Origin of the sequence: Dyadobacter psychrophilus, assembly GCF_900167945.1 — a bacterium.
In the GTDB taxonomy this organism is placed as follows: Bacteria; Bacteroidota; Bacteroidia; order Cytophagales; family Spirosomataceae; genus Dyadobacter; species Dyadobacter psychrophilus.
The window spans coordinates 753,125-774,882 of the sequence record NZ_FUZA01000001.1 but is presented as its reverse complement, the minus strand read 5'-3'; the positions used below and the strand labels follow the sequence as shown (position 1 = coordinate 774,882).

The 21,758-nt window shown below is 45.2% G+C and carries 22 protein-coding genes; 11 read left to right on the top strand and 11 right to left on the bottom strand.

The features are described from left to right. Positions 1 to 120: 120 nt before the first annotated feature. Positions 121 to 1,215, top strand: a complete 1,095-nt coding sequence (locus tag B5X68_RS03405; protein WP_082213248.1) for a helix-turn-helix transcriptional regulator — start codon at positions 121 to 123, stop codon at positions 1,213 to 1,215. 1 nt (position 1,216) lies between these two features. Continuing rightward, positions 1,217 to 2,206 carry an FAD:protein FMN transferase gene (locus B5X68_RS03400; protein ID WP_082213247.1) on the top strand — a complete coding sequence of 330 codons (990 nt, stop codon included), beginning with the start codon at positions 1,217 to 1,219 and terminating at the stop codon, positions 2,204 to 2,206. Here the strand turns inward: B5X68_RS03400 and B5X68_RS03395 are convergent. The 7 genes from B5X68_RS03395 to B5X68_RS03365 all read right to left on the bottom strand — a co-directional run bounded on the left by B5X68_RS03395 (position 2,200) and on the right by B5X68_RS03365 (position 8,818). Next, positions 2,200 to 4,395: a PepSY domain-containing protein gene (locus B5X68_RS03395; protein WP_082213246.1), complete on the bottom strand. Its 2,196-nt coding sequence runs from the start codon at positions 4,393 to 4,395 to the stop codon at positions 2,200 to 2,202. The genes B5X68_RS03400 and B5X68_RS03395 overlap by 7 nt on opposite strands. A 15-nt stretch (positions 4,396 to 4,410) precedes the next feature. After that, positions 4,411 to 4,905 carry a DUF2271 domain-containing protein gene (locus B5X68_RS03390; protein WP_082213245.1) on the bottom strand — a complete coding sequence of 165 codons (495 nt, stop codon included), beginning with the start codon at positions 4,903 to 4,905 and terminating at the stop codon, positions 4,411 to 4,413. A gap of 5 nt (positions 4,906 to 4,910) precedes the next feature. Further along, positions 4,911 to 6,383 carry an ankyrin repeat domain-containing protein gene (locus B5X68_RS03385; RefSeq protein WP_082213244.1) on the bottom strand — a complete coding sequence of 491 codons (1,473 nt, stop codon included), beginning with the start codon at positions 6,381 to 6,383 and terminating at the stop codon, positions 4,911 to 4,913. A 143-nt stretch (positions 6,384 to 6,526) separates the two neighbouring features. Continuing rightward, positions 6,527 to 7,564: a hypothetical protein gene (locus B5X68_RS03380; protein ID WP_082213243.1), complete on the bottom strand. Its 1,038-nt coding sequence runs from the start codon at positions 7,562 to 7,564 to the stop codon at positions 6,527 to 6,529. A 78-nt stretch (positions 7,565 to 7,642) separates the two neighbouring features. Next, a complete protein-coding gene (locus B5X68_RS03375) occupies positions 7,643 to 8,083 on the bottom strand; it encodes a carboxymuconolactone decarboxylase family protein (protein ID WP_082213242.1) in 441 nt (146 codons plus the stop codon). Between the two features lie 88 nt (positions 8,084 to 8,171). Beyond that, a complete protein-coding gene (locus tag B5X68_RS03370) occupies positions 8,172 to 8,486 on the bottom strand; it encodes a helix-turn-helix transcriptional regulator (RefSeq protein ID WP_082213241.1) in 315 nt (104 codons plus the stop codon). Beyond that, a complete protein-coding gene (locus B5X68_RS03365) occupies positions 8,483 to 8,818 on the bottom strand; it encodes a type II toxin-antitoxin system RelE/ParE family toxin (protein ID WP_082213240.1) in 336 nt (111 codons plus the stop codon). The genes B5X68_RS03370 and B5X68_RS03365 overlap by 4 nt, the downstream gene beginning before the upstream one ends. Before the next feature lie 187 nt (positions 8,819 to 9,005). On the opposite strand from B5X68_RS03365, the gene B5X68_RS03360 reads away from it, so the two are divergent. The 7 genes from B5X68_RS03360 (at position 9,006) to map (ending at position 15,316) form a co-directional block, all read left to right on the top strand. After that, positions 9,006 to 10,118 (top strand): sensor histidine kinase, encoded by a 1,113-nt coding sequence (locus B5X68_RS03360; protein WP_229208264.1) that lies wholly within the window; start codon positions 9,006 to 9,008, stop codon positions 10,116 to 10,118. Then, positions 10,115 to 10,870 carry a LytR/AlgR family response regulator transcription factor gene (locus B5X68_RS03355; RefSeq protein ID WP_082213239.1) on the top strand — a complete coding sequence of 252 codons (756 nt, stop codon included), beginning with the start codon at positions 10,115 to 10,117 and terminating at the stop codon, positions 10,868 to 10,870. Before B5X68_RS03360 ends, B5X68_RS03355 begins: the two co-directional genes overlap by 4 nt. Positions 10,871 to 10,994: 124 nt before the next feature. Next, on the top strand, positions 10,995 to 11,765 hold the full coding sequence (locus tag B5X68_RS03350) for a hypothetical protein (RefSeq protein ID WP_082213238.1): 771 nt from the start codon (positions 10,995 to 10,997) through the stop codon (positions 11,763 to 11,765). Between the two features lie 217 nt (positions 11,766 to 11,982). After that, entirely contained in the window at positions 11,983 to 12,990 is a 1,008-nt protein-coding gene (locus B5X68_RS03345; protein ID WP_212567974.1) for a sensor histidine kinase, read from the top strand. Next, positions 12,987 to 13,745 (top strand): LytR/AlgR family response regulator transcription factor, encoded by a 759-nt coding sequence (locus B5X68_RS03340; RefSeq protein WP_082213236.1) that lies wholly within the window; start codon positions 12,987 to 12,989, stop codon positions 13,743 to 13,745. Before B5X68_RS03345 ends, B5X68_RS03340 begins: the two co-directional genes overlap by 4 nt. Positions 13,746 to 13,891: 146 nt before the next feature. Next, entirely contained in the window at positions 13,892 to 14,449 is a 558-nt protein-coding gene (locus B5X68_RS03335; protein ID WP_082213235.1) for a restriction endonuclease subunit S, read from the top strand. A 102-nt stretch (positions 14,450 to 14,551) separates the two neighbouring features. Beyond that, a complete protein-coding gene (gene map, locus B5X68_RS03330; protein WP_082213234.1) occupies positions 14,552 to 15,316 on the top strand; it encodes a type I methionyl aminopeptidase in 765 nt (254 codons plus the stop codon). 16 nt (positions 15,317 to 15,332) lie between these two features. On the opposite strand, the gene B5X68_RS03325 is transcribed toward map, so the two are convergent. The 4 genes from B5X68_RS03325 to B5X68_RS03310 form a co-directional block, all read right to left on the bottom strand. Continuing rightward, positions 15,333 to 16,652 (bottom strand): Gfo/Idh/MocA family protein, encoded by a 1,320-nt coding sequence (locus B5X68_RS03325; RefSeq protein ID WP_082213233.1) that lies wholly within the window; start codon positions 16,650 to 16,652, stop codon positions 15,333 to 15,335. Positions 16,653 to 16,790: 138 nt separating this feature from the next. Beyond that, positions 16,791 to 17,597, bottom strand: a complete 807-nt coding sequence (locus B5X68_RS03320) for a 5'-methylthioadenosine/adenosylhomocysteine nucleosidase (protein ID WP_082213232.1) — start codon at positions 17,595 to 17,597, stop codon at positions 16,791 to 16,793. A gap of 6 nt (positions 17,598 to 17,603) precedes the next feature. Next, positions 17,604 to 18,902 carry an NCS2 family permease gene (locus B5X68_RS03315; protein ID WP_082213231.1) on the bottom strand — a complete coding sequence of 433 codons (1,299 nt, stop codon included), beginning with the start codon at positions 18,900 to 18,902 and terminating at the stop codon, positions 17,604 to 17,606. A gap of 77 nt (positions 18,903 to 18,979) precedes the next feature. Then, the gene (locus B5X68_RS03310; protein ID WP_082213230.1) at positions 18,980 to 19,783 is read right to left on the bottom strand and encodes a LuxR C-terminal-related transcriptional regulator; all 804 of its coding nucleotides are present in this window, start codon (positions 19,781 to 19,783) and stop codon (positions 18,980 to 18,982) included. A gap of 118 nt (positions 19,784 to 19,901) precedes the next feature. On the opposite strand from B5X68_RS03310, the gene B5X68_RS03305 reads away from it, so the two are divergent. Both B5X68_RS03305 and B5X68_RS03300 read left to right on the top strand, forming a co-directional pair. Beyond that, positions 19,902 to 20,456 (top strand): SDR family oxidoreductase, encoded by a 555-nt coding sequence (locus tag B5X68_RS03305; protein WP_082213229.1) that lies wholly within the window; start codon positions 19,902 to 19,904, stop codon positions 20,454 to 20,456. Positions 20,457 to 20,573: 117 nt separating this feature from the next. Next, positions 20,574 to 21,755 (top strand): acetyltransferase domain-containing protein, encoded by a 1,182-nt coding sequence (locus B5X68_RS03300; protein ID WP_082213228.1) that lies wholly within the window; start codon positions 20,574 to 20,576, stop codon positions 21,753 to 21,755. Positions 21,756 to 21,758: the final 3 nt, after the last annotated feature.

Here is a 21,758-nt window from a genome sequence, read left to right as displayed (position 1 = left end):
GTCATTGTCAGTTGCCGTCCGCATTTTTTTACAATATTGTTTAAAAGCAGTCTAAATACGGGTTACTTTTGTAAGGCTGCCTTTGAGTAGGAGCCATCATGAGTGAATTAAGGTAAAAAAATGACGCATCAGGGAGAAATGAGTTGTGATCCGGTCCTGGACGAAATAAAGAAAAACCATTTTTGGCAGTTTCCAGATTTTACAGGACATGCCAGAGAAGAAGTTACCGAACGTGATCTGATTTACGACGACGAAAGGACAAAAGGAATTGGAAAGGAGCTGATTACCGAAGGCTTATTTGTTTGGTACGGACATTTTCAGGTGCTTTCCGACAAACCGCTTCTTGTGAGGTCGTCGGGCTCCCATATCCAGATGAATTTCAGCTTGCAAAGCAGCACGACGTATTTTTCCGAAACGGCTACCAAACCATTTGTCAGGTTCAAGACGCAGCAGCATAACTTGTTCCTCTTGCCTGAAAGAAATCTTTTGGTGCAATGGAAGCCCAATGAGCAGGTGGAGGTCTTTGCGGTCAATATGAGCACGGAATTTTTCTTCAACAACCTGCCGGCGTCACATCCGCTTTGCAAACACTTCCAGACGGGAATAGACGCACTTTTGCCAGCATTTATGAGCATGCGGAACCTGCCGCTTACTTCCCGAATGATTTCCTCCCTGTTCGAGATCCTGAATTGTACTTACAGCGGGTATTACAAAAGCTTATTTATCAAAGCCAAAGTGATTGAGCTAATGGCTTTGCAATTTGAACAATATGAGCAACTTCCTTTGCCGGACATCACATCCTCATTGAAAGAAGCGGACAAGGAAAAAATGCATCTGGCAAGAAAAATCCTGTCTGAGAATCTGGATAAAACGTGGTCGCTGAAAGATCTTGCTCATCAGATCGGGACAAATGAATTTAATCTCAAAAAGTATTTCAAAGAAGTTTTCGGCAAACCTGTTTTTGGTTATCTGCACGATCTGCGGATGGAAAATTCAATGTTGATGTTGCAGCAACCGGGAAGTAAGATCGGAGAGATTTCTCAAAAAACAGGATACAAAAATCCCACGCATTTCACCGCAGCATTTAAAAAATATTTTGGAATTCTGCCAAACAAAATCCGCATTGGCATGTTCAATCTGATTCACTTTTCAGAATATATCGTACAGCTTTTTTCGGAATATGTGGGTGAAACTTCCATGGTTGAGGTGATCTGAGATGAAATATTTCCTTACGTTTCTTGCCCTGTTTTTTTCATTCGGAGCGCATGCCCAGGTTTTGCGGAAAAGGACCACCATGCTCATGGGAGGCCGTTTTGACATTACAATCGTCGCCAAAGATTCAGCGGGAGCAGAAAAGAATATTGATGCGGTGATCGCTGAAATCACGCGGATAGAGAACCTGATCTCTGATTGGAAACCCACGTCCCAGGTTTCAGAAGTGAATGCCAATGCGGGCATTCGTCCCGTAAAAGTCGATCTAGAGGTTTTTGAATTGACAGAAAGGGCACTTGCACTTTCAAAGTTAACCCGCGGCGCATTCGATATCAGCTTCGCAGCCATGGACCGCATCTGGAAATTCGACGGCTCTATGACCGAAATGCCATCTGCCGGGAAGATTGCGAAATCCGTTGAAAAGGTTGGTTATCAAAACATTATCCTCGATAAAAAGCACACGACTATTTTTCTGAAAAAGAAGGGAATGAAGATCGGTTTTGGAGCATTGGGAGAAGGTTACGCAGCGGATCAATGCCGGGATATGATGTTAAAAAAAGGCATTAAAGCCGGGATTGTGAATGGCTCGGGCGATATGAGTGCCTGGGGAAAGCAACCGGACGGCAGCGATTGGGTGATCGGCATTACGGACCCGAACCGCCAGGGAGAACTTTTTGCCGTGGTGCCGCTTCGTCAGGGAGCAGTTGTGACTTCGGGCAGTTATGAAAAATTTGTTGTACTCAACGGCAAGCGCTATTCGCACATTATCAATCCCGCAACGGGTTACCCGGCAAGCGGACTTACCAGCGTAACGGTTTTCGGCCCCAGTGCTGAGCAGGCGAACGGTTTCAGTACTTCGTTAATGGTGATGGGAAAACATGCCGGAATGGAATTGATCAATGATTTTCCGGAATTCAGCTGCATCATGATTACGGACGAGGGTAAAGTGCTCACCTCCCGGAATTTTGATATTTCCAAATATCAAGCTCAATAACAATCCATCAGCACCTGGCCGTGAGACTGATAATAGCTGATATTTTTTCCTAAACGAGCCTGGCAAATATCATCCAGCAATGCTATCACATTGTTTTGCATCGACAACGACCCGCAAAGCATGATCACGCCATTATTTTGCAGTGTGTCCGCTACAAAAACTTCGTCCCTGGCCAATAAGTCCCGAACATATTGTCGCTCTCCCTCGCGGGAATAGGCAATGTGCAGACTTGCTAACTTTTTGTCATTCAAATTATTATCAATCGCCGATTTATAAATCGAAAAAGAAGCCTGGTCCCGGAACCCACAGTATAACCGGCAGTTAGCATTCAAATTTCGCTGATCGATCATGCCCAGGAATGGTGCAATGCCTGTTCCATTGGAGATCATGATGACGGAAGTTGCTTTTTCCGGAAAATGAAAATGCTCGTTCCCAACGATCCGTGTGCTGATCACGCTTTCTGCATTAAGGCGGTACAAATAATCAGAACCCAAGCCTCCTTCGTGCAATTTCACGCTCAATTGAATGTTGTTCCCAACCTTACCAATGGAATAAAGGCGCTCGCGATGATCGTTGGCCGGATAAATAGCCAGCAAATCACCCGAAGTGAAGTTAGTTCGTTCATTTGCCCGAAAGCTGATTAAAAATGACTCTCCTGCGGCGGAAACGGTTGTTTTACGAACCACTGTCAGCTCTTGCAGGGGTTCTTGCCGGGCTGCCAGTGAATCAGCTGAAACTGCGAGCTCTACACCTGCCTGTTGCGCCCAGCTGGCTGCCCACTGCCCGAATTCATCCGGGGATTTGTCATTAACGGTATGGATTTCGAGCGAAGGAATGGCCCATTTCTGCTTTGCAAAAAGGTTATCAACCTCAAAAGCGAACTTGCAAAAATCAGGATACCCGTGCGAACCGAAGCCCACTACGGAGAAACGGATAGGATTGGGCTGCTGATGCTTTTCCAATTGCGCTGCGAACCGTACAGCATTGGTGGGCGGGTTACCTAGCCCGTATGTCGCCGCCATCACGATCATGTTCGAGGCTTTTGGAAAAACCTGATAATTATTTAATTCCGTAACAAAAGCCGATTTTCCGCCCGCAATAAGCTGTTTATGAACGGCATTGGCAAAGCCAAAAGTGCTTCCGTTTTCGGAGCCCACGAGAATGATAAACTCGCTTTCACGGGCAGTGTACTTGTTTTTTACCCGGTTGGCCCTGCGCTTGAATGTCATGGCAAAGCCAGAGTAAATAAAAAACAGGATGTTCCCTGATGCAACCGCCAGAATAACTGCCCAGATCGCGTTTGTACGGCCAGTGTGCAGGTCCAGGTTCAGTTCGGTAAGCATTGCGGCAGTCGGGTAATTGACCTCACTTAAAATGTCCCCGGTGATCTGGTTCACAGTTACTTCGCGATCGTTGAGTTTTAATGTATAATAATCCTCGGGATCTTCTGAAAACGGGAATTCTACGGTTTGGATTTCTGACAATGTTACCTTTTTAAAAATCTCAAAATCGGCCGGGTTTTTAACAGGCTCCGATTTTATTGCATCAAAATCCACTTCCGCCGACACCTTAGGGGATTCAATAATTCCAAAACGGGCGAGGGACAAATAAGTGCCGCTTAATGCAATGATAAAGATCGGGATGAGTGATAACCTGCCAAGCACCACATGGTAATACTGGGCGAAATTATCCCTGACAATGCGCGTAAAAAATCGTCTGAGGCCACGCTGCCGCTGAATGATCAGCATTGTGCCCGAAATGGTGATGAGCAGCAGCAAGAAAGCCGTAAGGCCGATCAGGAAACGGCCGGTTTCGTGAATAAAAAGAGAGCGGTGTAAAGCGGTAACCCATTCAAAAAATTCACTTTTTGGTGCGGGATAACCCAGTATCCTGCCAGTTTGCGGATCAATGTAAGCTTGCAGCTTTTTTCCTTCGGCATCGGAGCCTTTGATCTGAACAAACTGATTTTTGTCAACCGTCAACTCGCTGATTTCCGGATATAATTTTCTTAAAACCGGAAGGGTCTGCGCGAGCGTCGTTTCATTAAAATTGTCGGTGCGGTAGGGTAGGACTTTTTCCGATAATGGCTGGAATGCCAGGATGATGCCGGTTACGGAAGCGAGGGTCAGTAAAAGAAAAGAAGACACAGCCAACGCGAGGTGGCTGTATCTCCATATTGAAATGGTCATAGGGCACTCATTGCATTAATTTGGGCTGAACCGGACGTAGCGGATATATCCGGTGCCTTCGTTTTTGGCAGAAAGCGCCTCGGTGGTTAATGGTATTTCGAGATCTTTTACATGGTATTTCTGGTCTTCCACTGCGCTCTCAAAACGGATTTTGTAACCCGCATTGATTTTAGCATTATCAATCTCGAACACATTCACGCTGCGGTCGCCACCTGTGACGGATGCTCCAGTGATGGCGCTGATATTGGTTTTTTGTTTTGATTGGAATTTATGCCATTCCTTCATGCTGTTATACCACTTTTTATCCGGCCCAAGTACGTACAAGGTTTTTTCGTAAGCACCTTTGCCATTAATGAGCGAGATTACAATGTATGCGCCTTCACCCATGTAATTGGTCATCTGGATCATGCATTTGTATTTGCTGGTGCCCGTTGTTTGTGCAACAGCCGCATGAGGTCGGGCAATGGTCAACGTGAAGAAAAGGAGTGTTATTTTAAGTAAATCAGACATGAAAATTATTTCAGGAAATTAACAGTTACATTGTTTTTAGACAGCGATTCGTTCTCGCCGGCAAGGTCAAAAGCAGTTTCTTTGAAGTTGGTTTCAATCTCCTTTTTGGCGCCGATCGAAAGCAGATATTTGAGCATTGCATCATCCTTGGAAACCATCGCCGCTTTGTGCAACGCTGTAATCCCCTCCGTGTTTTTTGCATTCACATCAATCTGATAAGGTTCCAAAAGTTTTACCAGCGCAAGGTCATTTTTCGCTACTGCTACGTGATATAATGTGTTGCCATTTTTGGCGGGTGCTGCAACTTTGAAACCTTTATCCTGCAAAACCTTCAGTTTCGGCGCAAATTCATTTGCCGTCCTCGCATTGTAGGATTGTGCAAGGTAAAATGCCAGGTTATCGCCGTTTTTGTCAATCATATTAATGTCGGCACCCTTGCCAATCAGATACCCGATCACTTCCGGAGAATTGCTGCGAACCGCCATTGCAAGCGCGCTAACGCCCTTTTCGTTGCCTTGGTTAATGTTTTTAACAGTGGAAAGTAATATTCCAATGGTTGCTGTGTCGCGATTGCTGGCGGCGGCATTCATGAAAACGGTGTTGCCATCTTCATCCGCTTTGTTGACGTCCACACCTTTGCTTAGGAAATATTTGATGATTTCTTCCTGCTTAGGCTTGCGAACAATGGCATGCAATGCGTTTTCTCCGTTCTTGCCGATGACCGTTGGTTTCAGTTTCAGGCTTTCCAGATATTGATAAACTTCTATCGGGTTAGCACCTCCGCGTGAGCCCTGTGCCGCCATTAGGATAGCATTCGAATTTGCTGGAACTCCTTTGGCCAGAAGCGCTTTCAGCACCTCGATTTTGCCCGCCCGTGCAGCATAACTGAATGCGTTATTACCGGCGGCATCGGTGCTTTTAAGGTCCAGGCCTTTTGAGATAAAGTAATTGGTCAAAGCCAGGTCCTTATCATTGGCAACACCAATCAGCAATGCATTGGCACCATCATTGTTCAAGTCTTTTTTCAGATCGGCACCGTGCGCCAGGCAGATGTCGTAAACCTTAGTGTTCTGCTGACCGCCACCCGCTGCAAAATTGATCGGGGTAGCACCGTGGCCATCCACATAATTTCCTTTCGCGCCTTTTGCAACAAGATATTCCATCAGCTCCACATTGCCGCGCATGGCTGCCCAGTGCAGGTAAATGCGGCCATCGTGGGTTGCCTTGTCGACTGTGTTGCCCGGCTGGGTAAGCAGATATTCAATGGTAGGATTGGGGGCACCGGCGTTGATCGCCAACACGACCGGATCAAACATATTGTTATTAAATTGAGACGGATTGCTTCCTTTTTCAATTTCCGCTTTTACTGCATTTATATCCGGGGAGGTTTTCCAGAACGACTGTTCAAGAAGCACATTTTGCTGAGCCTGAGCAGCAAATGAGAAGAATGCGCAAGCGGCAATAAGAAGTTTTTTCATACAAAGACGAATTAGTAGATACTGGGTTAACCTGATGCGTTTTCCCTGTTTTGAGAGTCAAGGTGCACAAAGTTAAACGATAATTGGTCTAAATATGGATTTAAATGAAGTTTTTGAGATGAATTAAATGGTAAAAAGACAAGTCATCTTAATACCCCGCTTGAAACAACATACTTCGAAAGCTCTTTTGCGAATCTCTGCGCACCCTGCTCGCTGAGGTGGCAAACGTCGCAAAAGGTTGCTGAATCTTTTGGCATAACCGCCGACATGTCGAAAAAGTAGGTTTGCTGTTCGCGATGGACTTTTTCCAGCATTTCGTTATGTGTCCGAATGCCTTTGAGCACATTTTCGGGTTTGCCCCATGTGGTAACGGGCGATACCATATAGCAGGGAGTGAAATACTTTTTGTCGGTGGCCTTACCCGTCAGCTTCACGCCGGTGGGGAAATATGATGCATACTTCACCAGCAGCAGCGGATCTTGCTTTTCCCTGGCCAGGCGGGCAATGGCGCTGATGTTGTCATAATAGGAAGCTGCGGTCTTAATATCTTTGCCATAGGCGGCATAGTTCGGGTCCACCTCGTCGTTGCTGATGTAATTCCGGTGCCTGAGCTTATCCTTAACGTTTTTATAGAGTAAATGCACGGCGTAGGGCATCACGGTAATGTTCATTTCCGGGTGGAGCAAGAGCAGGTTTATCTCGTCGTACCATTTGATATGGCTGTAATCGGCATAGAACATTTGCGGAGAAATGTTGTTGGCACGGTTCTCATTAATCGCTTCATAGTAGATCACCAGATCGTAATGCTGGTCTTTCAGCAGCTGGTATTTCACCACATTATCCCGGGAATTATGTCCGGGCATTGCGACATTGAAGAAGTTGAATTTCTTGATATCGGGATAGGCCTTCTGAAACAATGTGTCCAGTCTCATTTCCAGCCGGGACCAATGCGTGTTGACGACCGATCCGCCCAGGATAAGGATATTACGTGAATTATCCCCACGTTCAGTTTTTGCCTGCTGCATGGGCTGAATGTAGGGATAATATTTTTTTTCGAGATAACGCGCGGGCTGTAAGAAAGGGTAGCCGAAAAATACAAGGGCCAGCCTGAAAACAAGCTCCGAAAAGATAAACAGCAGCGCAAACAGGGTTAATGAGAGGTAGAATTTTCTGGATAGCATTGAAAGGTAAGGTAACGGTGCGGCGTTACTCCATGAGACACCATTCCGCTTTCCTAACGTTGCATCCAATCGTGATTTTTAACCGGCCGGTTGCATATGCGTGCTGATCGCAATGCGGTTCCAGCCGTTGATCGTCACAATAGCCATGATGAGCTGCGCCAGATATTGCTGGCCAAAAGTTTCTTCTGCCTGGCGGTAGAGTTCGGCAGGGATGCCTTCGTGATGGATCAATGTAACCGCCTCTGTCAATGCTAGAATGATCTTTTCTTCCTTTGTAAAAAGTGTTGTCTCTTTCCAGGCATTCAGCAATATGAGGCGTTCTATGGTTTCGCCCGTTTTAAGCGCCTCTTTGCTATGCATATCCAGACAAAACGCACAGCCATTGATCTGCGACGCCCGCATTTTAATCAGTTCTTTATGGACTTTGGTTAACTGGCTGTTTTTCAGAAATCCTTCCAGCGCAAACATTGCTTTATAAGCTTCCGGCTGCACTGCCTGCATATTCAATCGATTTTCCATGATCTTGTATTTATAATGAATTATTTTTTCAACAAGACAAAGATCGCAAGCAGCGTTTTGAAAAAACTTAAACTGGTTTAAGAACAGATCACGTATTCATCTCCACCCTAAAATTCACCCTGGCCCCCAACGCAGCAAACACTTTGAGAACAGTTTCGAGGCGCGCATTGGTGACGCTGTTTTCCAGCTTCGAGATCTGTGCTTTCTGTACGCCAACCAATTCACCTAGCTGTTCCTGTGTAAGCTGTCGCTCAATCCTTGCTGTTTTTATCGCATTTCCAAGCAGATCAATTCGTAGTTCATTTTCAAAAGCATCACGCTTCTCAGTGCCGACCACACCAATATGCTTATCAATCATTGTGTCCAGCGACACGGTTTTGAGTGCTTTACCTGAATCTTTCATCGTCTTTCGTTTAAGTATTGCCGTCTTAGGTTCTCCGCTTTTTCGATTTCCTTAACCGGAGTTTTGTTACTCTTTTTCATAATTCCATGAGTTGCAATCACAATAGTGTCATCGGCACCCTCGCCCCAGAAGGCAAAAAGTCTGTAAGCCCTGCTTTGATACATTGTCCTGAACTCCCAAATGTGCTTATTGAGTTTTTTAAATAGCTCAGCATCAGTTATATATTGCGCTTTCGTGATATTATAGTAGATCTTCTCGCGCGCCTCCATGCCGAGCTCTTCCAAAAATTTAACAGCGTCCGGTAACAATTCAACTTTAAATTTTTTCTCCAACGTCTAAAAGTAAAAGTTTCTTAATCAGGAAACAAGCGTGGGTCGCTCTTGTAGTTTAGACGTTGGATACGATCGGAAGTAACGGAACTGATTAAGGATTTTTTTTAATGTTCAGACAGCACAACCCCCGGCACATTAATGTCGGTTCACCAGGAGATTTTAAGCTAATAAAGATTTATACTTACTTTTGAAAAAAGCTATTCAAATCAATATGCGGCCTTACATTTTTGGTAAAAAATGGTTGCTCGGCTTCGCTCTCGCAATTGTCTACATCCCCTTACGAACATTCATTAATGTCCAGCAGGATTTTTGGAATACCATATTAACCAAATTGCCGCTCTTTTGCATTGAAATCCTCATCAGCACAATCTTTTACACAACCTGGATCTATCTCATCGACTGGTTTTTGCAAAAACTGGCATTGCTCACCGGCAGCGACAGGTCTTCGGAATTCAAAATTTCCCATCAGCTGATGACGCTGCTGCCGGCTGTTGCCCTCGCGCTGCTTTTCAATCTGATACTGATTTATACCTGGGGCTTTATGAACTCTTACTGGACCCATGTGCCGAGGCCGATCCTACGCGGCACTTCCTGGTCTGAAATAGGAATTGTCAAATGGCGATCGAACCAGGCATTAACCATACTGGCTTTACTTGCGGGCTACTATTTGTGTCTGAGTAATCAGGTGCAGGAAAAGTTGAAAAGGTTGTTGGTAGATTCAGAGAAGCTGGCGAAGGAAAATATGGCAGCACGCTTCCAGGCACTTAAAAACCAGATCAGCCCGCATTTTTTGTTCAATAATCTCAGTGTTCTGGCATCGCTTGTGGAATCACAGCCCGAAAAATCGAGCGAATTTATCCAGCAGCTTTCGCTTGCTTACCGCTACATTCTCAGCCAGGCCGAACTGCACCAGATCAGTTTGAAGGAGGAGATCAAGTTTTTGGAGACCTACACATTTTTGCTGCGGACGCGTTTTAAGGACAAGGTGCGCATGGACGTGAACATTGCGCCGGAGGATCTCGATAGGTTCTCCATCATTCCGCTTACATTACAGCCGCTGATCGAAAACGCAGTAAAACACAACACGATGTCTGCCAGCAACCCGCTCACGATCCGGATTTTTATACAAAATGAAATGCTGGTGGTGTGCAATCCTTTGCAGCTCAGGAAATTGAATGGATCTTCGACAAAGCTTGGTTTGCAAAATATTGAAAGCAGATATAAGCTTTTACAAAACAAACAGGTTATTGTTGAAAAAACGGACGCTAATTTTATTGTAAAAATTCCATTGCTGGTATGAATGTGCTCATTGTTGAAGACGAGGAACTTAGTGCGGAGCGCTTGCAAAAACTGATAGTAGGGATAGACGCCGGCATTCGTGTGCTGGCCATTATTCCGTCGGTTTTGGAAACGATCGCCTATCTGGAAAATGACGCAAAAACCAAGCCTGACCTCATTTTTCTGGACATTCACCTCGAAGATGACAACGGTTTCCGTATCATTGAAAGCCTTAACCTGTTAATTCCGGTTATTTTCACCACCGCTTTTGAAGAATATCTGCTGAAAGCATTCAAGGCCAACAGCATTGATTATCTTTTGAAACCCGTCAATCCGCTCGAATTACAGGCTGCACTTGTGAAGTTCAAAAAATTATCTGCCATTCCCCCTTCTGGTCAAGCGTTTTTGCCTGCGGAAGTGGTTGTTAACGAGCCTTATAAAGATCGCTTTCTATGCACGGCCGGTCCGCGGATCTTCACTTTCAAAACCTCGGAGATCGCTTATTTTACCATTGAGGAGCGGGCCACTTTTCTGAGGCTTTTCGATGGCAGACATTTTGCGGTGGAGTATAGTTTGGAAAAATTGTCCCAAATCCTCGATCCAAGCCTGTTTTTTCGCATTAACCGCACTTTATTGATCTCAATCGAGGCTATCCGCGACATTCACACGATTTCTGCGGGCCGACTGAAACTGGAACTGAATCCGGCTTCGTCGCAAGAAGTGCATGTAAGCCCCGACCGCATCACAGGGTTCAAAAACTGGCTCGGAAGATAATGCTCCAAATGCTTCCGCATGTAGAAATGGCTTTTCGGGAAGCAATAATTGACCTACGGACACAAAAATTTTCGCGATAAATTTTGATTAACAAAATTGGATTAGCATTACTCCATTTTGTATCATGTCGCCCGTTAAGTTTACAGTTCGCAAGCGATTCCATTTGCTTCAATGCAAAACCCGCAGGTTGGATTCCGGGCAGGAACATCTTGCGCATTACCGCCTCATTTTTGTGCTAGCGGGGGAAGGGAAGTTTATTCTAAATCGTGAAATTCATTCTTACGTCAGCGGTGGCGTCATTTTTCTGGAACCGGACCAGCAGCCAACTTTTCAGGAGGATAAGGGAACCGAGATTCTGATGATCGCTTTTGATACGCATTTGGCACACGATTTTCAGCAAAAGAAAGCATACAGCCCCGATTTTGCGGATACTTACAAACAAGTCGAAAATCTATGCAAAAACATCCGGCTCAGCCAAGGAATGCGTGTGAAAAATGATAGGGACGCACAAACTGTCAGCTATTTAGTTGGTCAGATATCATTTGAGCTTTCTCAGCAATCACCTTCGTTTATCAAACTCATCAAAAGCAGCATTGACCTGATCGTGACAATCCTGGTCAGGAACAATTTTGAATCCAAGAAGGCCGATGAGCCCCTGCAGCAAAATCTGACGGAATCCATGATCGGCTATCTTAAAAGTCAGATGCAGCAAAATAAGAGCGTCCGTATAGGGGAATTGCTGATCAAATTCAATGTTTCCGAAGAAGCCGCCAATCTATGCATGCTGAACCACACGGGAATGTCGCTGCGCAATTTTATTTTTAAATACAAAGCCGATCTTTTTAAAAGCAGAATGCTGAAAATGGATGTATCGGATTTTTCTGCGCGGGTATAAATTGCCGTACGTACTGATAGCGCCACATTTTAATGCAGCTGAAATGAAGAAGCACATTGAATGTTCCAAAGATTTACGAATTTCGGAATTGCGGAGTGTATAACCTTCGCGATCCCGGTTCATGATGCGATTGATTTCAAGCTTAAATTTATTTTCAAAACAAGAATGGCAACTTGCAGCCGGGATTGTGTGCATTTACCTTCCTGTGCGGATTTTTGTGAGTAATACAGTCCTTTCCGGCGAAGTGTTTTTAAGTAAAGCTCCACTCTGGCTTGCAGAATTTTTGGTTAACCTCCTTTTTTTCAGGCTCTGGATTTTCATCATCGGCGCTATCCAATATTCCTCCGGCAGGCTTAAATTATCCCGGTCCAGGTTGCTGAGACGCTTGTTTATCTATGTAACTGGCTTGTCTCTGGCTGTACTTTTCAATTTTGCCTTTATATTCTTATGGTTGAATATGGAGAAATTACTGGCGAGGCAGCTGCATATCACCATCAAGAGAACGGAACAGGAGATGCAGCCTTTCAGTCGCCAGCAAAAAGCCAAGGCTAACACGGCATTGACGGTGATGGCCATGCTTGCCACAATTTATATGGTTTCTGTCAAACGCAGCAATGAACAGCTGGAACAGGTAAGCCTGCATGCGGAACGGCTCGAAAAGGAGAATTTGCAAACGCGTTTTCTGGCGCTGAAAAACCAATTGAGCCCACATTTTCTTTTCAACAGTTTAAGCATCCTTACTTCCTTAATCGAAAAGAACCCGCAACAGTCGGTGTTATATGTCAACCGGTTATCTAAATCTTACCGCTATATCCTGGATCATTCGGATCTGGAATCGGTAATATTGAAAACGGAACTTGATTTTATTGATGCATATGTTTTTTTGCTGAAATCGAGGTTTGAGGAGAAAATGCAAGTTAACATTGACATCCCGCAAGCAGCTCAATATCAATATAAAATAGCTCCGCTAACCTTACAATTGCTGATTGAAAATGCTGTAAAACATAATCGGATGTCGTTGGAAAATCCGCTGTTAATAACTATCGAAATGATTGGTTACCAGATCGTTGTGACTAATCCGGTCAGGAGAAGGAACGGGGTAGGGGCTTCTGCGGAAATCGGATTGCCCAACATTATCCGCCGATATGGCCTGCTTACCAGCGAACCTGTAACGGTAACAGAAGCGGATGATTTGTTTATTGTAAAAATTCCCTTGCTAACATGAAAGTATTGATCATAGAAGACGAAGGGCAAACCGCCGAGCGCCTGGAAAACCTCATTTACAGGTATGACAAAACAATTCGTGTGATCGACAAAATTCCGTCTGTGGAGAAAACATTGGCATACTTTGCAAAAAATGATGCTGAACTTCCTGATTTAATTTTCATGGATATTCACCTCGAGGACGACCTCGGTTTCCGGATTCTGGAAGAGTTGAAACAGACTATTCCTGTCATTTTCACTACGGCTTTCAATGAATATGCTTTGCGGGCTTTCAAAACTTTCAGTATTGATTATTTATTAAAACCAATTGATTATCAAGAGCTTTCAGATGCCATCGATAAATTTAAGACGATAATAAAATCAACGCCGCCAACAGACCGGTTTGACCAGTTTTTGGAAAATTACAGGCAATCCACTTATAAGGACAGGTTCATGGTTACTTCTGGCACCAGATTGCAAAGCATTTCGGTTGCGCAGATTGCCTATTTCTCCTACGAACGGAAAACAACACTGGTTAACACGGCGGACGGAAAATTTTACAGTCTGGATTACAGTTTGGACAAGCTTTTAGAAATGGTGGATCCCAGACAATTTTTCCGGGTCAACCGGACGTATGTCATTGCAATGTCGGCTATCCGCTCAATAAACCAGTATCCGATGGGCAAAATGGTTGTGGAAATAGAGCCAAATCCGCGTAATGAGGTTTCCGTGAGTATTGACAGGATCCCCGCTTTCAAAGAATGGTTAGGCAAATAATGTCGACCTGGATTTTTCGGATCGAAAAATCGGCCATTTAAACCAAAATTCCAGGCATTCGGTGGCCGCCCTGCGTCGCTTTTTTAGCTCATCCGGCTATCTTATGTATTGCTTTAATAAACGAGCGGATACATTTGAAGACCGAAATGAGCGTGCAATTATTTGAATCCACAAGGTATTTTGACCTCCAAGACTGCGAAGCGGTGGAACTGGGCGCTGTGGCTAACATTACCACGGGATGCCAATATCCGCAATTTGAGTGGGCGGATGAAGATTTGCAGCCCTTCCCGCTTATTGAAAAGATCATAGGTGGTAACATTATGCTGGGAGAACCCAGGTTTATGCGTATTTCGGAGCGCGATAAACGGAAGTTTGGATTCAGGCATGGCGATATTATCTTTATTCATAACAGCAGCCCGGTACAGCTTGGCAAATGTGTCCTGTTCGATCTTCCTGAATTTGTGTTGCATACAAAATATCTGCGCATGGTCGCCAATGAGCATTTGAGCGGTAAATTTCTGCTGTTAATGCTGAATAAGTTACGTTCTGAGGGCAGGTTTCGCAGCATTGCCAAACAACGGGGCCATGTTTCCTACATGACCATCGATGACCTCAAAAAACTAAAAATACCTGTTCCTACAATCGAGGAGCAGAAACAATTGCTCAAAACGTTCGAAAATCCCTTGCACCTGTCTGCCATTTAGCCTTATCTCAGCTGATTTTTTCATATTTGTATTTGAGTAACCAATTTGTCTGCCTATGTTAAGGGCGGAATGTAAGCCAGGAATTAATTTAAAGTTTGGAATATGTCGATTACCAAAGAGGAAGAATTGCAGGGAATGCAGCGCGCCAGCGAAGTTGTTGCATTGATTCTCAAAGAAATGACGCGTTTTGCGAAACCGGGAATAACCACCAAGGAGCTTGATAATTTTGGGGCGGGGCTTTTCAAAGATTTTGGGGCGAGGTCGGCGCCTAACCTGGCATACGGGTTTCCGGGCTGGACTTGCATTAGCGTCAATAATGAGTTTTGTCACGGCATACCTTCATCCAAAACAATCCTTCGCGATGGAGACCTGGTCAATATCGATGTTTCAGCAGAAGTGGATGGTTACTGGTCCGATAACGGGGGATCGTTTGTTTTGGGACCGGATAGTAACGGGCATCAGCAGCTTATTGACGCCTCCAAACAAATTTTAAAGAAGGCTATCAGCAACATTAAGGGAGGCGTAAGGATCTCAGATATTGGTTTTTTAATTGAAACCGAAGCGAAAAAACGGGGCTATAAGGTGATCAAAAACCTGAATGGTCACGGAATCGGGAGAAGCCTGCACGAGGAACCCTCGGAAATTGCCAATTATCGCGACCGTAATAACACAAGACGCTTCAAGAAAAACTCAGTTGTAGCAATTGAGACATTTATTTCAACACGCTCATCGCTTGCCGTAGGTTCGGGGGACGGCTGGACAACGGTCGGGGATAAAGGTGGTTTCATGGCGCAGCATGAGCATACGATTGTGGTAACCGATGGTGCGCCGATCATTCTTACCCATAACAATGATATCTGGGCATAATGAAAGGGGGGACGGACTATCCATTCGGCACTTTGTAGCCGTTGTGGTAGTCCTTTTCAATTAGCTTGTTAGCAGCGGAATCGTCGAACTTTCCTTTTTCTGCATTCCAATCAATTTTCTTTCCGGTGCGATAAGCAATGTTGCCCATTTGCGACAAGATCGCAACATCTGCACCAACCCGGATAGGCGCGTTTAAGTCCTCCATTTTCCTGGATTGGATGACGTCAACAAAGTTTTTAGCATGAAGGTCCAGGCCATTGTCGGATGCTTTTTGGAATGGCACTGCTTCCATTTTTTGTGCTTGCGGCATTCCCTGCGGCACCACTTCCCAGCCTCGTCGGTCCAGAATGAGCGTGCCGTTTCCACCCATGAATGCAATGCCGTGCTCGCGGTTATAAATGCCGGCCCCATAACCAATCGCGTGTTCCCACTGAATGTTAAAGCCGTCGAATTCGTAAATTGTGGTGAGTGTATCCGGTGCATCCACGCCGAAATTGAGAACCATGCCACCTGCGGCGGAAATGCTTTTTGGCGCACCAGCCTTCATTCCCAGCAAGGCATAATCCAATAAATGAACGCCCCAATCGGTCATAATGCCGCCTGCATAATCCCAAAACCATCGGAATGTGCCGTGAAAACGGTTTGTATTAAAGGGCCGTTTTGGAGCAGGCCCCAGCCACATATCGTAGTCAACGCCAGCGGGAGCAGTACTATCGGGAATGGCTGATAAGGGCGCACCATAATTAAAATATCCCCAGACTTTGACCAACCCGATTTTACCCAATTTTCCTGAGTGCACAAATTCGATGGCATCCCGGAAGTGCTTTTGGCTTCTTTGCCATTGTCCCACTTGCACCACACGCTTGTATCGCTCCTGTGCGGCCACCATACTCCTGCATTCTTCAATCGAGTTGCCGATCGGTTTTTCAACGTACACATCTTTCCCTGCCTCGCAGGCCTCAACCATCATCAGGCAATGCCAATGATCCGGCGATCCGATCACAACAGCATCAATGTCCTTGTCTTCGAGCATTTTACGGTAATCTCCGTAAGTTTTGACTTTCATGCCCTTCGCAGCAAGTTCCGCAGCGCGCTTATCCAACACATTCTTGTCCACATCACACAACGCGACGCAGGTAACGCCAGGATTTTTGAGGACGGCATTCAGGTCAGCCCAGCCCATTCCATTGATCCCGATGGCCGCCACACGAATGGTGTCGGCGGGAGAAAAAAGCGTTGGAAATGCGGACAGGGACGAAGGCAACGCCGTCGAGAGCCCTGCACCGGCCATAATCGCCGAAGCCGAGCTGATAAATTTTCTCCTGGAAGTCGTCATGATTGGATCAAAAGAAATGTGCTGCTCAAATAACAGAATATTCTAATTATAAAGAAATATAATGCTACTTGATTTGGCTTTTTCCTTCAATCGTTCGATGCGTAAAAGTGCTTTTTTTATTTTTCGCACCTGGGCAGGTCACATTTCCCCAACCACCGCCATAACCAGCGTCGCAGCATTGTGTGCAGCAATGTCGTAAAATGTCATGATGTCATTTTGAGCCTTGTCGTTCGCGTTATCGCTGAGGCTGCGGATGATCAGGAACGGCGTATTCTGCTGGTAACATGTTTGTGCGATGGCTGCGCCTTCCATTTCGGTGGCTGCGGCATTCAGCTCCTTGCGAAGCCGCTGGGTAATGATCTCAGAAGATACGAACACGTCTCCGGTAACAATAATGCCTTTCTTAACTGCTGGTTCGAAGCTGCCATTTGCACGCTTGATTTTGGAGAATGTTAAACCATTTGAAACTGATAATGCCTTTTGCACCAATGAGCTGTCGCAAATAAATGATCGTGGGTTTTCCAGCATGGTAGCAGGGTTTTTGGTAGACCAATATTGCATTCCGCTGTCTTCTGCCATGCCATAGTCGTGGTAAGTTACGTGCGTGCCAATCACAATGTCGCCCGGGTTAAGGGTTGGGTCAATGCCGCCTGCAATGCCTGAAAAGATGATCTCCGATGGCTTGAAATGTTCGATCATGATCGTGGTGGTAATCGCAGCATTCACTTTACCAATCCCCGTTTGCGCCAGGACGATCCGGCGACCATTTAATTTTCCTTTTGTAAAATGGATATGTTGTATGACAGTGTCTTTTTTATCTTCCATTTTACTCTGGAGTAAAACCAGTTCAGGTGGAAAAGCGCCAAGCACACCGGTCACATTTTGGGCACAAAGGCTGATTATTTGTACAAACAAAAAGGGGAAAAGCAGGAGTGATTTTTTCATAAAAAGTTAAAGAATGAGTGCCAGAATGGCAAAAATATCGATAATCCACAACGCAAGACTAATCTCGCGGATCTTGCCTGTGGCAATGTGCAATGCAGTCCAGCTCAGAAATCCCCAGATAATTCCTTGTGTGATAGAGTAGGTGAACGGAATGAGCACCATAGCGAAAAACGCAGGAAAGGCCTCACTTAGGTTTCCCCAGTTTATTTTCACAACCGGTTTCATCATAAAAACGCCGACGAGAACGAGGGCCGGGGCAGTCGCAATGGCCGGAATTGCGCTTAGTAATGGTGATAAAAACAAAAATGGCAGGAACAAAATGGCTCCTGCAACAGCGGTAAGGCCCGTTTTTCCGCCTTGCTCAATGCCCACAGCGGATTCAATGTATGCTGTGCCAGGGCTGCTGCCTACCAATCCGGCAACGGTTGTCGAAAATGCGTCGGTTATGAGGGACCGTTTGATATTTTTTGGTTCACCGTTTTCGTCCAGCAAATCGGCTGCTTCGGCAAGTCCTACGAATGTGGACAAGCTGTCGAACATATCGGTGAAAACAAATGCGAGGATGATCGGCGCAAGGCTCCATTTAAGTGAATTGACAAAGTCGAGTTGAAAAAGTAGGCTGAAATCCGGCTTCGAAATAATATTGGTAATGTCGATGATCGTCTCCGTTCCGCCCCACCATCTGCCGATTGGCCAGGCCATCAGGCTTGTAAGCACGATACCGATGAGAATGCTTCCTTTTACGTTTCTGATCAATAGAACCACGGTGATCAGCAGTCCCGCCGCAAATGTCAGGGAGGATGCATTTAATTTTCCCAAACCAACCATTGTCGCGGGATGAGCCACGATGAATTTTGCATTTGCAAAGCCTATCAATGTGATAAACAGGCCAATTCCCGCAGCTATCGCGAACCGCAAAGATTTTGGAATAGCCTTTACAATGTAGGCCCTGACATTAAAAAATGACAATAACAGGAAAAAAACACCGGACCAGAACACGGTTCCCAACGCAACCTGCCAACTCAATTTTTCGGTAAAAACTGCTGTGAAAGTAAAAAAAGCATTCAGCCCCATTCCAGGCGCGACAAGGATTGGGTTGTTTGCATACAAGCCCATCATTAAGCTGCTGAAAAATGCAACCAGGATCGTGGCGGTAAGCACCGCCGAAAACGGCATGCCTGTTTGACTTAAAATCGACGGATTGACAACGATAATGTAGGCTGTTGCCAGAAATGAGGAGATCCCCGCAAGAATTTCAGTTGAGAACGAAGTGTTGTTTTTCTTTAATTCAGCAGCGGAAAACATGGCGTATCGGTTTATTTCAAAGATATTGATTACGCTCTGTTTTAAAAAATCGGACTTCGGACTAATTCATAGCTTTATCATATCAGGCCATTGCGTTTGGCAATGTTCACAGCCTCTATGGAATTATCGACGCGAAGCTTTTCAAGAATGCGTTGCCTGTGGGTGTTTACCGTATGCACACTGATTTCCAGCAACCAGCCAATTTCCTTGCTCAATTTTCCAGCGCTTATCATTTGCAGGACTTCTTTTTCGCGGTCTGTAAGGCTTTGCGTTACGTTTGTTTCGGCGAGTTGAATAAGCTCGCCTGTGTGAAAATTACTGATCTGATATTTCACGCCCTGAATATCTGTCTGATCCGGGGATATGTCGATTATGCCCAGTGAAAGCCAGATATTCCCTAACGCATCCTGCTCCAAAATCTGCTGCTGCTCAATAACTTGTATGTATTTTTTAGGGCCGGTAAGGATTCGGTATTCACTCACCATTTTGTACTGCTTCCTGGCTTCCCGCGGCACTTTCATAATGAACTTCATGGCTTCAAAACCATTCTTTTTCAATTCTTCCAGATCATCGGGATGGATCTTGCTGTCGTAGACTTCGTTGTTGATGTTGGTTTGCAGCTCGCCAATTTCGTATCCGTAAATCTTGTAAAACCGGTTGGAAGTGAAAATATGAATATCGTTCTGCATGTCGTAGACCGTAACACCGCTGCTGCTCAGCTGGGCCATTGTGCGGATCATAGCAAGTTGCTTTTCCAGCAAATTATGTTCCTTTCCGTCAAACTTAAAGGGTTTTTTCGCTGCATCGTCAGCCGGATTTGTATGCAGGGAAAAGCTGTTCATTGCGTTTTGGTGTAATGATAAATCAGTATTTCGTTTCATTTTGAAGCTGTCGTTATTTGCAAAAGGTTTGGAAGCATTGGATGGCGCCGGTTTGCAGCGGTATGACAACTTCAACCGTGTTTACCTTAAACAGATCGGATTTTTTTAGAAAGAAAATATGAATTTTTCTGTCATCAGAAGCGCGGATACGCTTTGGGGAAGCGCTGCGGCTATGGAATTGGCTATGCAAAAAAGACATTTGATCCTGCTGGGGAACGAGCTTCCCGCACTGGAATCATTGAGTCAAAAAATAAAAAGGCATGCTGACGTCCACGTGCGGCATTTTATAACGGACGATGCCGTAACCCAGGATATTATTGCCGTTTGTGACCATATCAATATGCATTACGAAGTAGATCTGCTGTTCAATTTCGCGGAAATTGGCTTTGAGCAAAAACTGGAAGACTACGACATTCACCAGCTTGACCGCAAACTAAAAGTAAGCCACGCGGCAGGAACATTGTATTTACATCAATTGCTGCCCAACCTGCTTCTGCACGGCAATGCCCTAGTGATGCAATTCTGGTGCTGCGCTGCTCCTATGCGACCCTGGCAGGAGGCTTTGGTGAATTATAACCTGCATTACGCTGAATTCTTGAACAGTGAATGGAAGGACACGGGATTAAGCATCAAGAATTTCACAGTGGAAGTTCCTGTGTCAGTTACAACCTAGTTCGTATAATGTCTATCGTCATGTAAAATTGGTTTTTTTTGTGCTTTTATATTATCTGAAAATTTATTAAACTACGGTCGTAAATTGTTCTTTAACAGGGTATTAAATCTTACTCTAATGGCAGCAATCGGCCTTGCGCCGGTCCCGGAGCCAAAGCTGACCGGATCGGCAAGAATTCAATCAGTTGATATAATACGCGGTCTCATTATGGTCCTGATGGTAATTGACCATGTGCGCGTTTATTCTGGCTTGCCACCGGGCGGACCTTCTCCCGGCATTTTCTTTACCCGCTGGATCACTCATTTTTGCGCCTCAGGTTTTACCTTTTTCGCCGGGACGAGCATTTTCCTCTACGGCCTGAAATTGGGAAGCAAGGCTGAGTTGGTGCGTTATCTGCTTACCCGGGGATTATTGTTGGTGGTTTTGGAAGTCACGGTGATTCGCTTCTTCTGGACTTTCAGTCTGGATTATTCAGGATTCATCTTGTTTGGCGTGATCTGGATGTTGGGCTGGTGTATGGTGCTGATGGCTGCTTTTATATGGCTTCGTCCTGCCATTGCAGGAATTGTCGGTCTTTTGATCGTTGCCTTCCAGGATTTTTTTGCAAAGGTGCCAGCTGTCTTGCCGGGGCCATCGCAAGCCTCTTTTGGCAAGTTTTGGGAATTTATTTACAAATCAGGCTTTGAAACCTGGCCGGACATGAACGTTTTGTATGTGATCGTGCCCTGGTGCGGCGTTATGGCGGCTGGTTATGGTTTTGGGGAGATTTTGTTGATGGATCCGGCCCGGCGCAGGCGCTTATGTCTCGCATTGGGTTTGTCGGCAATTGTTTTATTCATCGTCATTGGCAGCATAATCATTTCCCAAAAGGTCGGTGATCCGGACGAACTTCCGTTTGTGTTACAATTGTTAAATCAAAGAAAATATCCCGCGTCGCAACTTTATCTGCTCATGACATTAGGGCCACTGGTCGCACTGATTCCACTCGCAGAGAACGCAAAAGGCTGGCTATCAAGCTTTTTAAAGGTTTTTGGCCAAGTTCCATTATTTTTCTATTTAATGCATATCCTGCTGATCCATCTTTCTGCATTGGTGGTAAACCTTACCCTTTATGGCAACATCCACCAGGAATGGTACGAGGTTGCCCCTTATACACAGATCCCGGAACAGTTCCGTTGGGGTTTGCCGCTTTTGTATGCGGTATTCGTCGCCGAGATCGCATTGCTTTATTTGATATGCAGGTGGTATGCAACTTACAAACGCAATCATCCTGAAATGAAATGGCTTAAATATCTTTGAACA

What these genes read in the sequence shown, in the direction of transcription:
- B5X68_RS03375 (WP_082213242.1), bottom strand. Translation starts at nt 8,083, where the DNA reads ATGGAAAATCGATTGAATATGCAGGCAGTGCAGCCGGAAGCTTATAAA.
- B5X68_RS03380 (WP_082213243.1), bottom strand. Translation starts at nt 7,564, where the DNA reads ATGCTATCCAGAAAATTCTACCTCTCATTAACCCTGTTTGCGCTGCTG.
- B5X68_RS03315 (WP_082213231.1), bottom strand. Translation starts at nt 18,902, where the DNA reads ATGTTTTCCGCTGCTGAATTAAAGAAAAACAACACTTCGTTCTCAACT.
- B5X68_RS03390 (WP_082213245.1), bottom strand. Translation starts at nt 4,905, where the DNA reads ATGTCTGATTTACTTAAAATAACACTCCTTTTCTTCACGTTGACCATT.
- B5X68_RS03325 (WP_082213233.1), bottom strand. Translation starts at nt 16,652, where the DNA reads ATGACGACTTCCAGGAGAAAATTTATCAGCTCGGCTTCGGCGATTATG.
- B5X68_RS03370 (WP_082213241.1), bottom strand. Translation starts at nt 8,486, where the DNA reads ATGAAAGATTCAGGTAAAGCACTCAAAACCGTGTCGCTGGACACAATG.
- B5X68_RS03335 (WP_082213235.1), top strand. Translation starts at nt 13,892, where the DNA reads ATGAGCGTGCAATTATTTGAATCCACAAGGTATTTTGACCTCCAAGAC.
- B5X68_RS03405 (WP_082213248.1), top strand. Translation starts at nt 121, where the DNA reads ATGACGCATCAGGGAGAAATGAGTTGTGATCCGGTCCTGGACGAAATA.
- B5X68_RS03300 (WP_082213228.1), top strand. Translation starts at nt 20,574, where the DNA reads ATGGCAGCAATCGGCCTTGCGCCGGTCCCGGAGCCAAAGCTGACCGGA.
- B5X68_RS03310 (WP_082213230.1), bottom strand. Translation starts at nt 19,783, where the DNA reads ATGAAACGAAATACTGATTTATCATTACACCAAAACGCAATGAACAGC.
- B5X68_RS03395 (WP_082213246.1), bottom strand. Translation starts at nt 4,395, where the DNA reads ATGACCATTTCAATATGGAGATACAGCCACCTCGCGTTGGCTGTGTCT.
- B5X68_RS03320 (WP_082213232.1), bottom strand. Translation starts at nt 17,597, where the DNA reads ATGAAAAAATCACTCCTGCTTTTCCCCTTTTTGTTTGTACAAATAATC.
- B5X68_RS03350 (WP_082213238.1), top strand. Translation starts at nt 10,995, where the DNA reads ATGTCGCCCGTTAAGTTTACAGTTCGCAAGCGATTCCATTTGCTTCAA.
- B5X68_RS03305 (WP_082213229.1), top strand. Translation starts at nt 19,902, where the DNA reads ATGAATTTTTCTGTCATCAGAAGCGCGGATACGCTTTGGGGAAGCGCT.
- B5X68_RS03355 (WP_082213239.1), top strand. Translation starts at nt 10,115, where the DNA reads ATGAATGTGCTCATTGTTGAAGACGAGGAACTTAGTGCGGAGCGCTTG.
- B5X68_RS03400 (WP_082213247.1), top strand. Translation starts at nt 1,217, where the DNA reads ATGAAATATTTCCTTACGTTTCTTGCCCTGTTTTTTTCATTCGGAGCG.
- B5X68_RS03385 (WP_082213244.1), bottom strand. Translation starts at nt 6,383, where the DNA reads ATGAAAAAACTTCTTATTGCCGCTTGCGCATTCTTCTCATTTGCTGCT.
- B5X68_RS03340 (WP_082213236.1), top strand. Translation starts at nt 12,987, where the DNA reads ATGAAAGTATTGATCATAGAAGACGAAGGGCAAACCGCCGAGCGCCTG.
- map (WP_082213234.1), top strand. Translation starts at nt 14,552, where the DNA reads ATGTCGATTACCAAAGAGGAAGAATTGCAGGGAATGCAGCGCGCCAGC.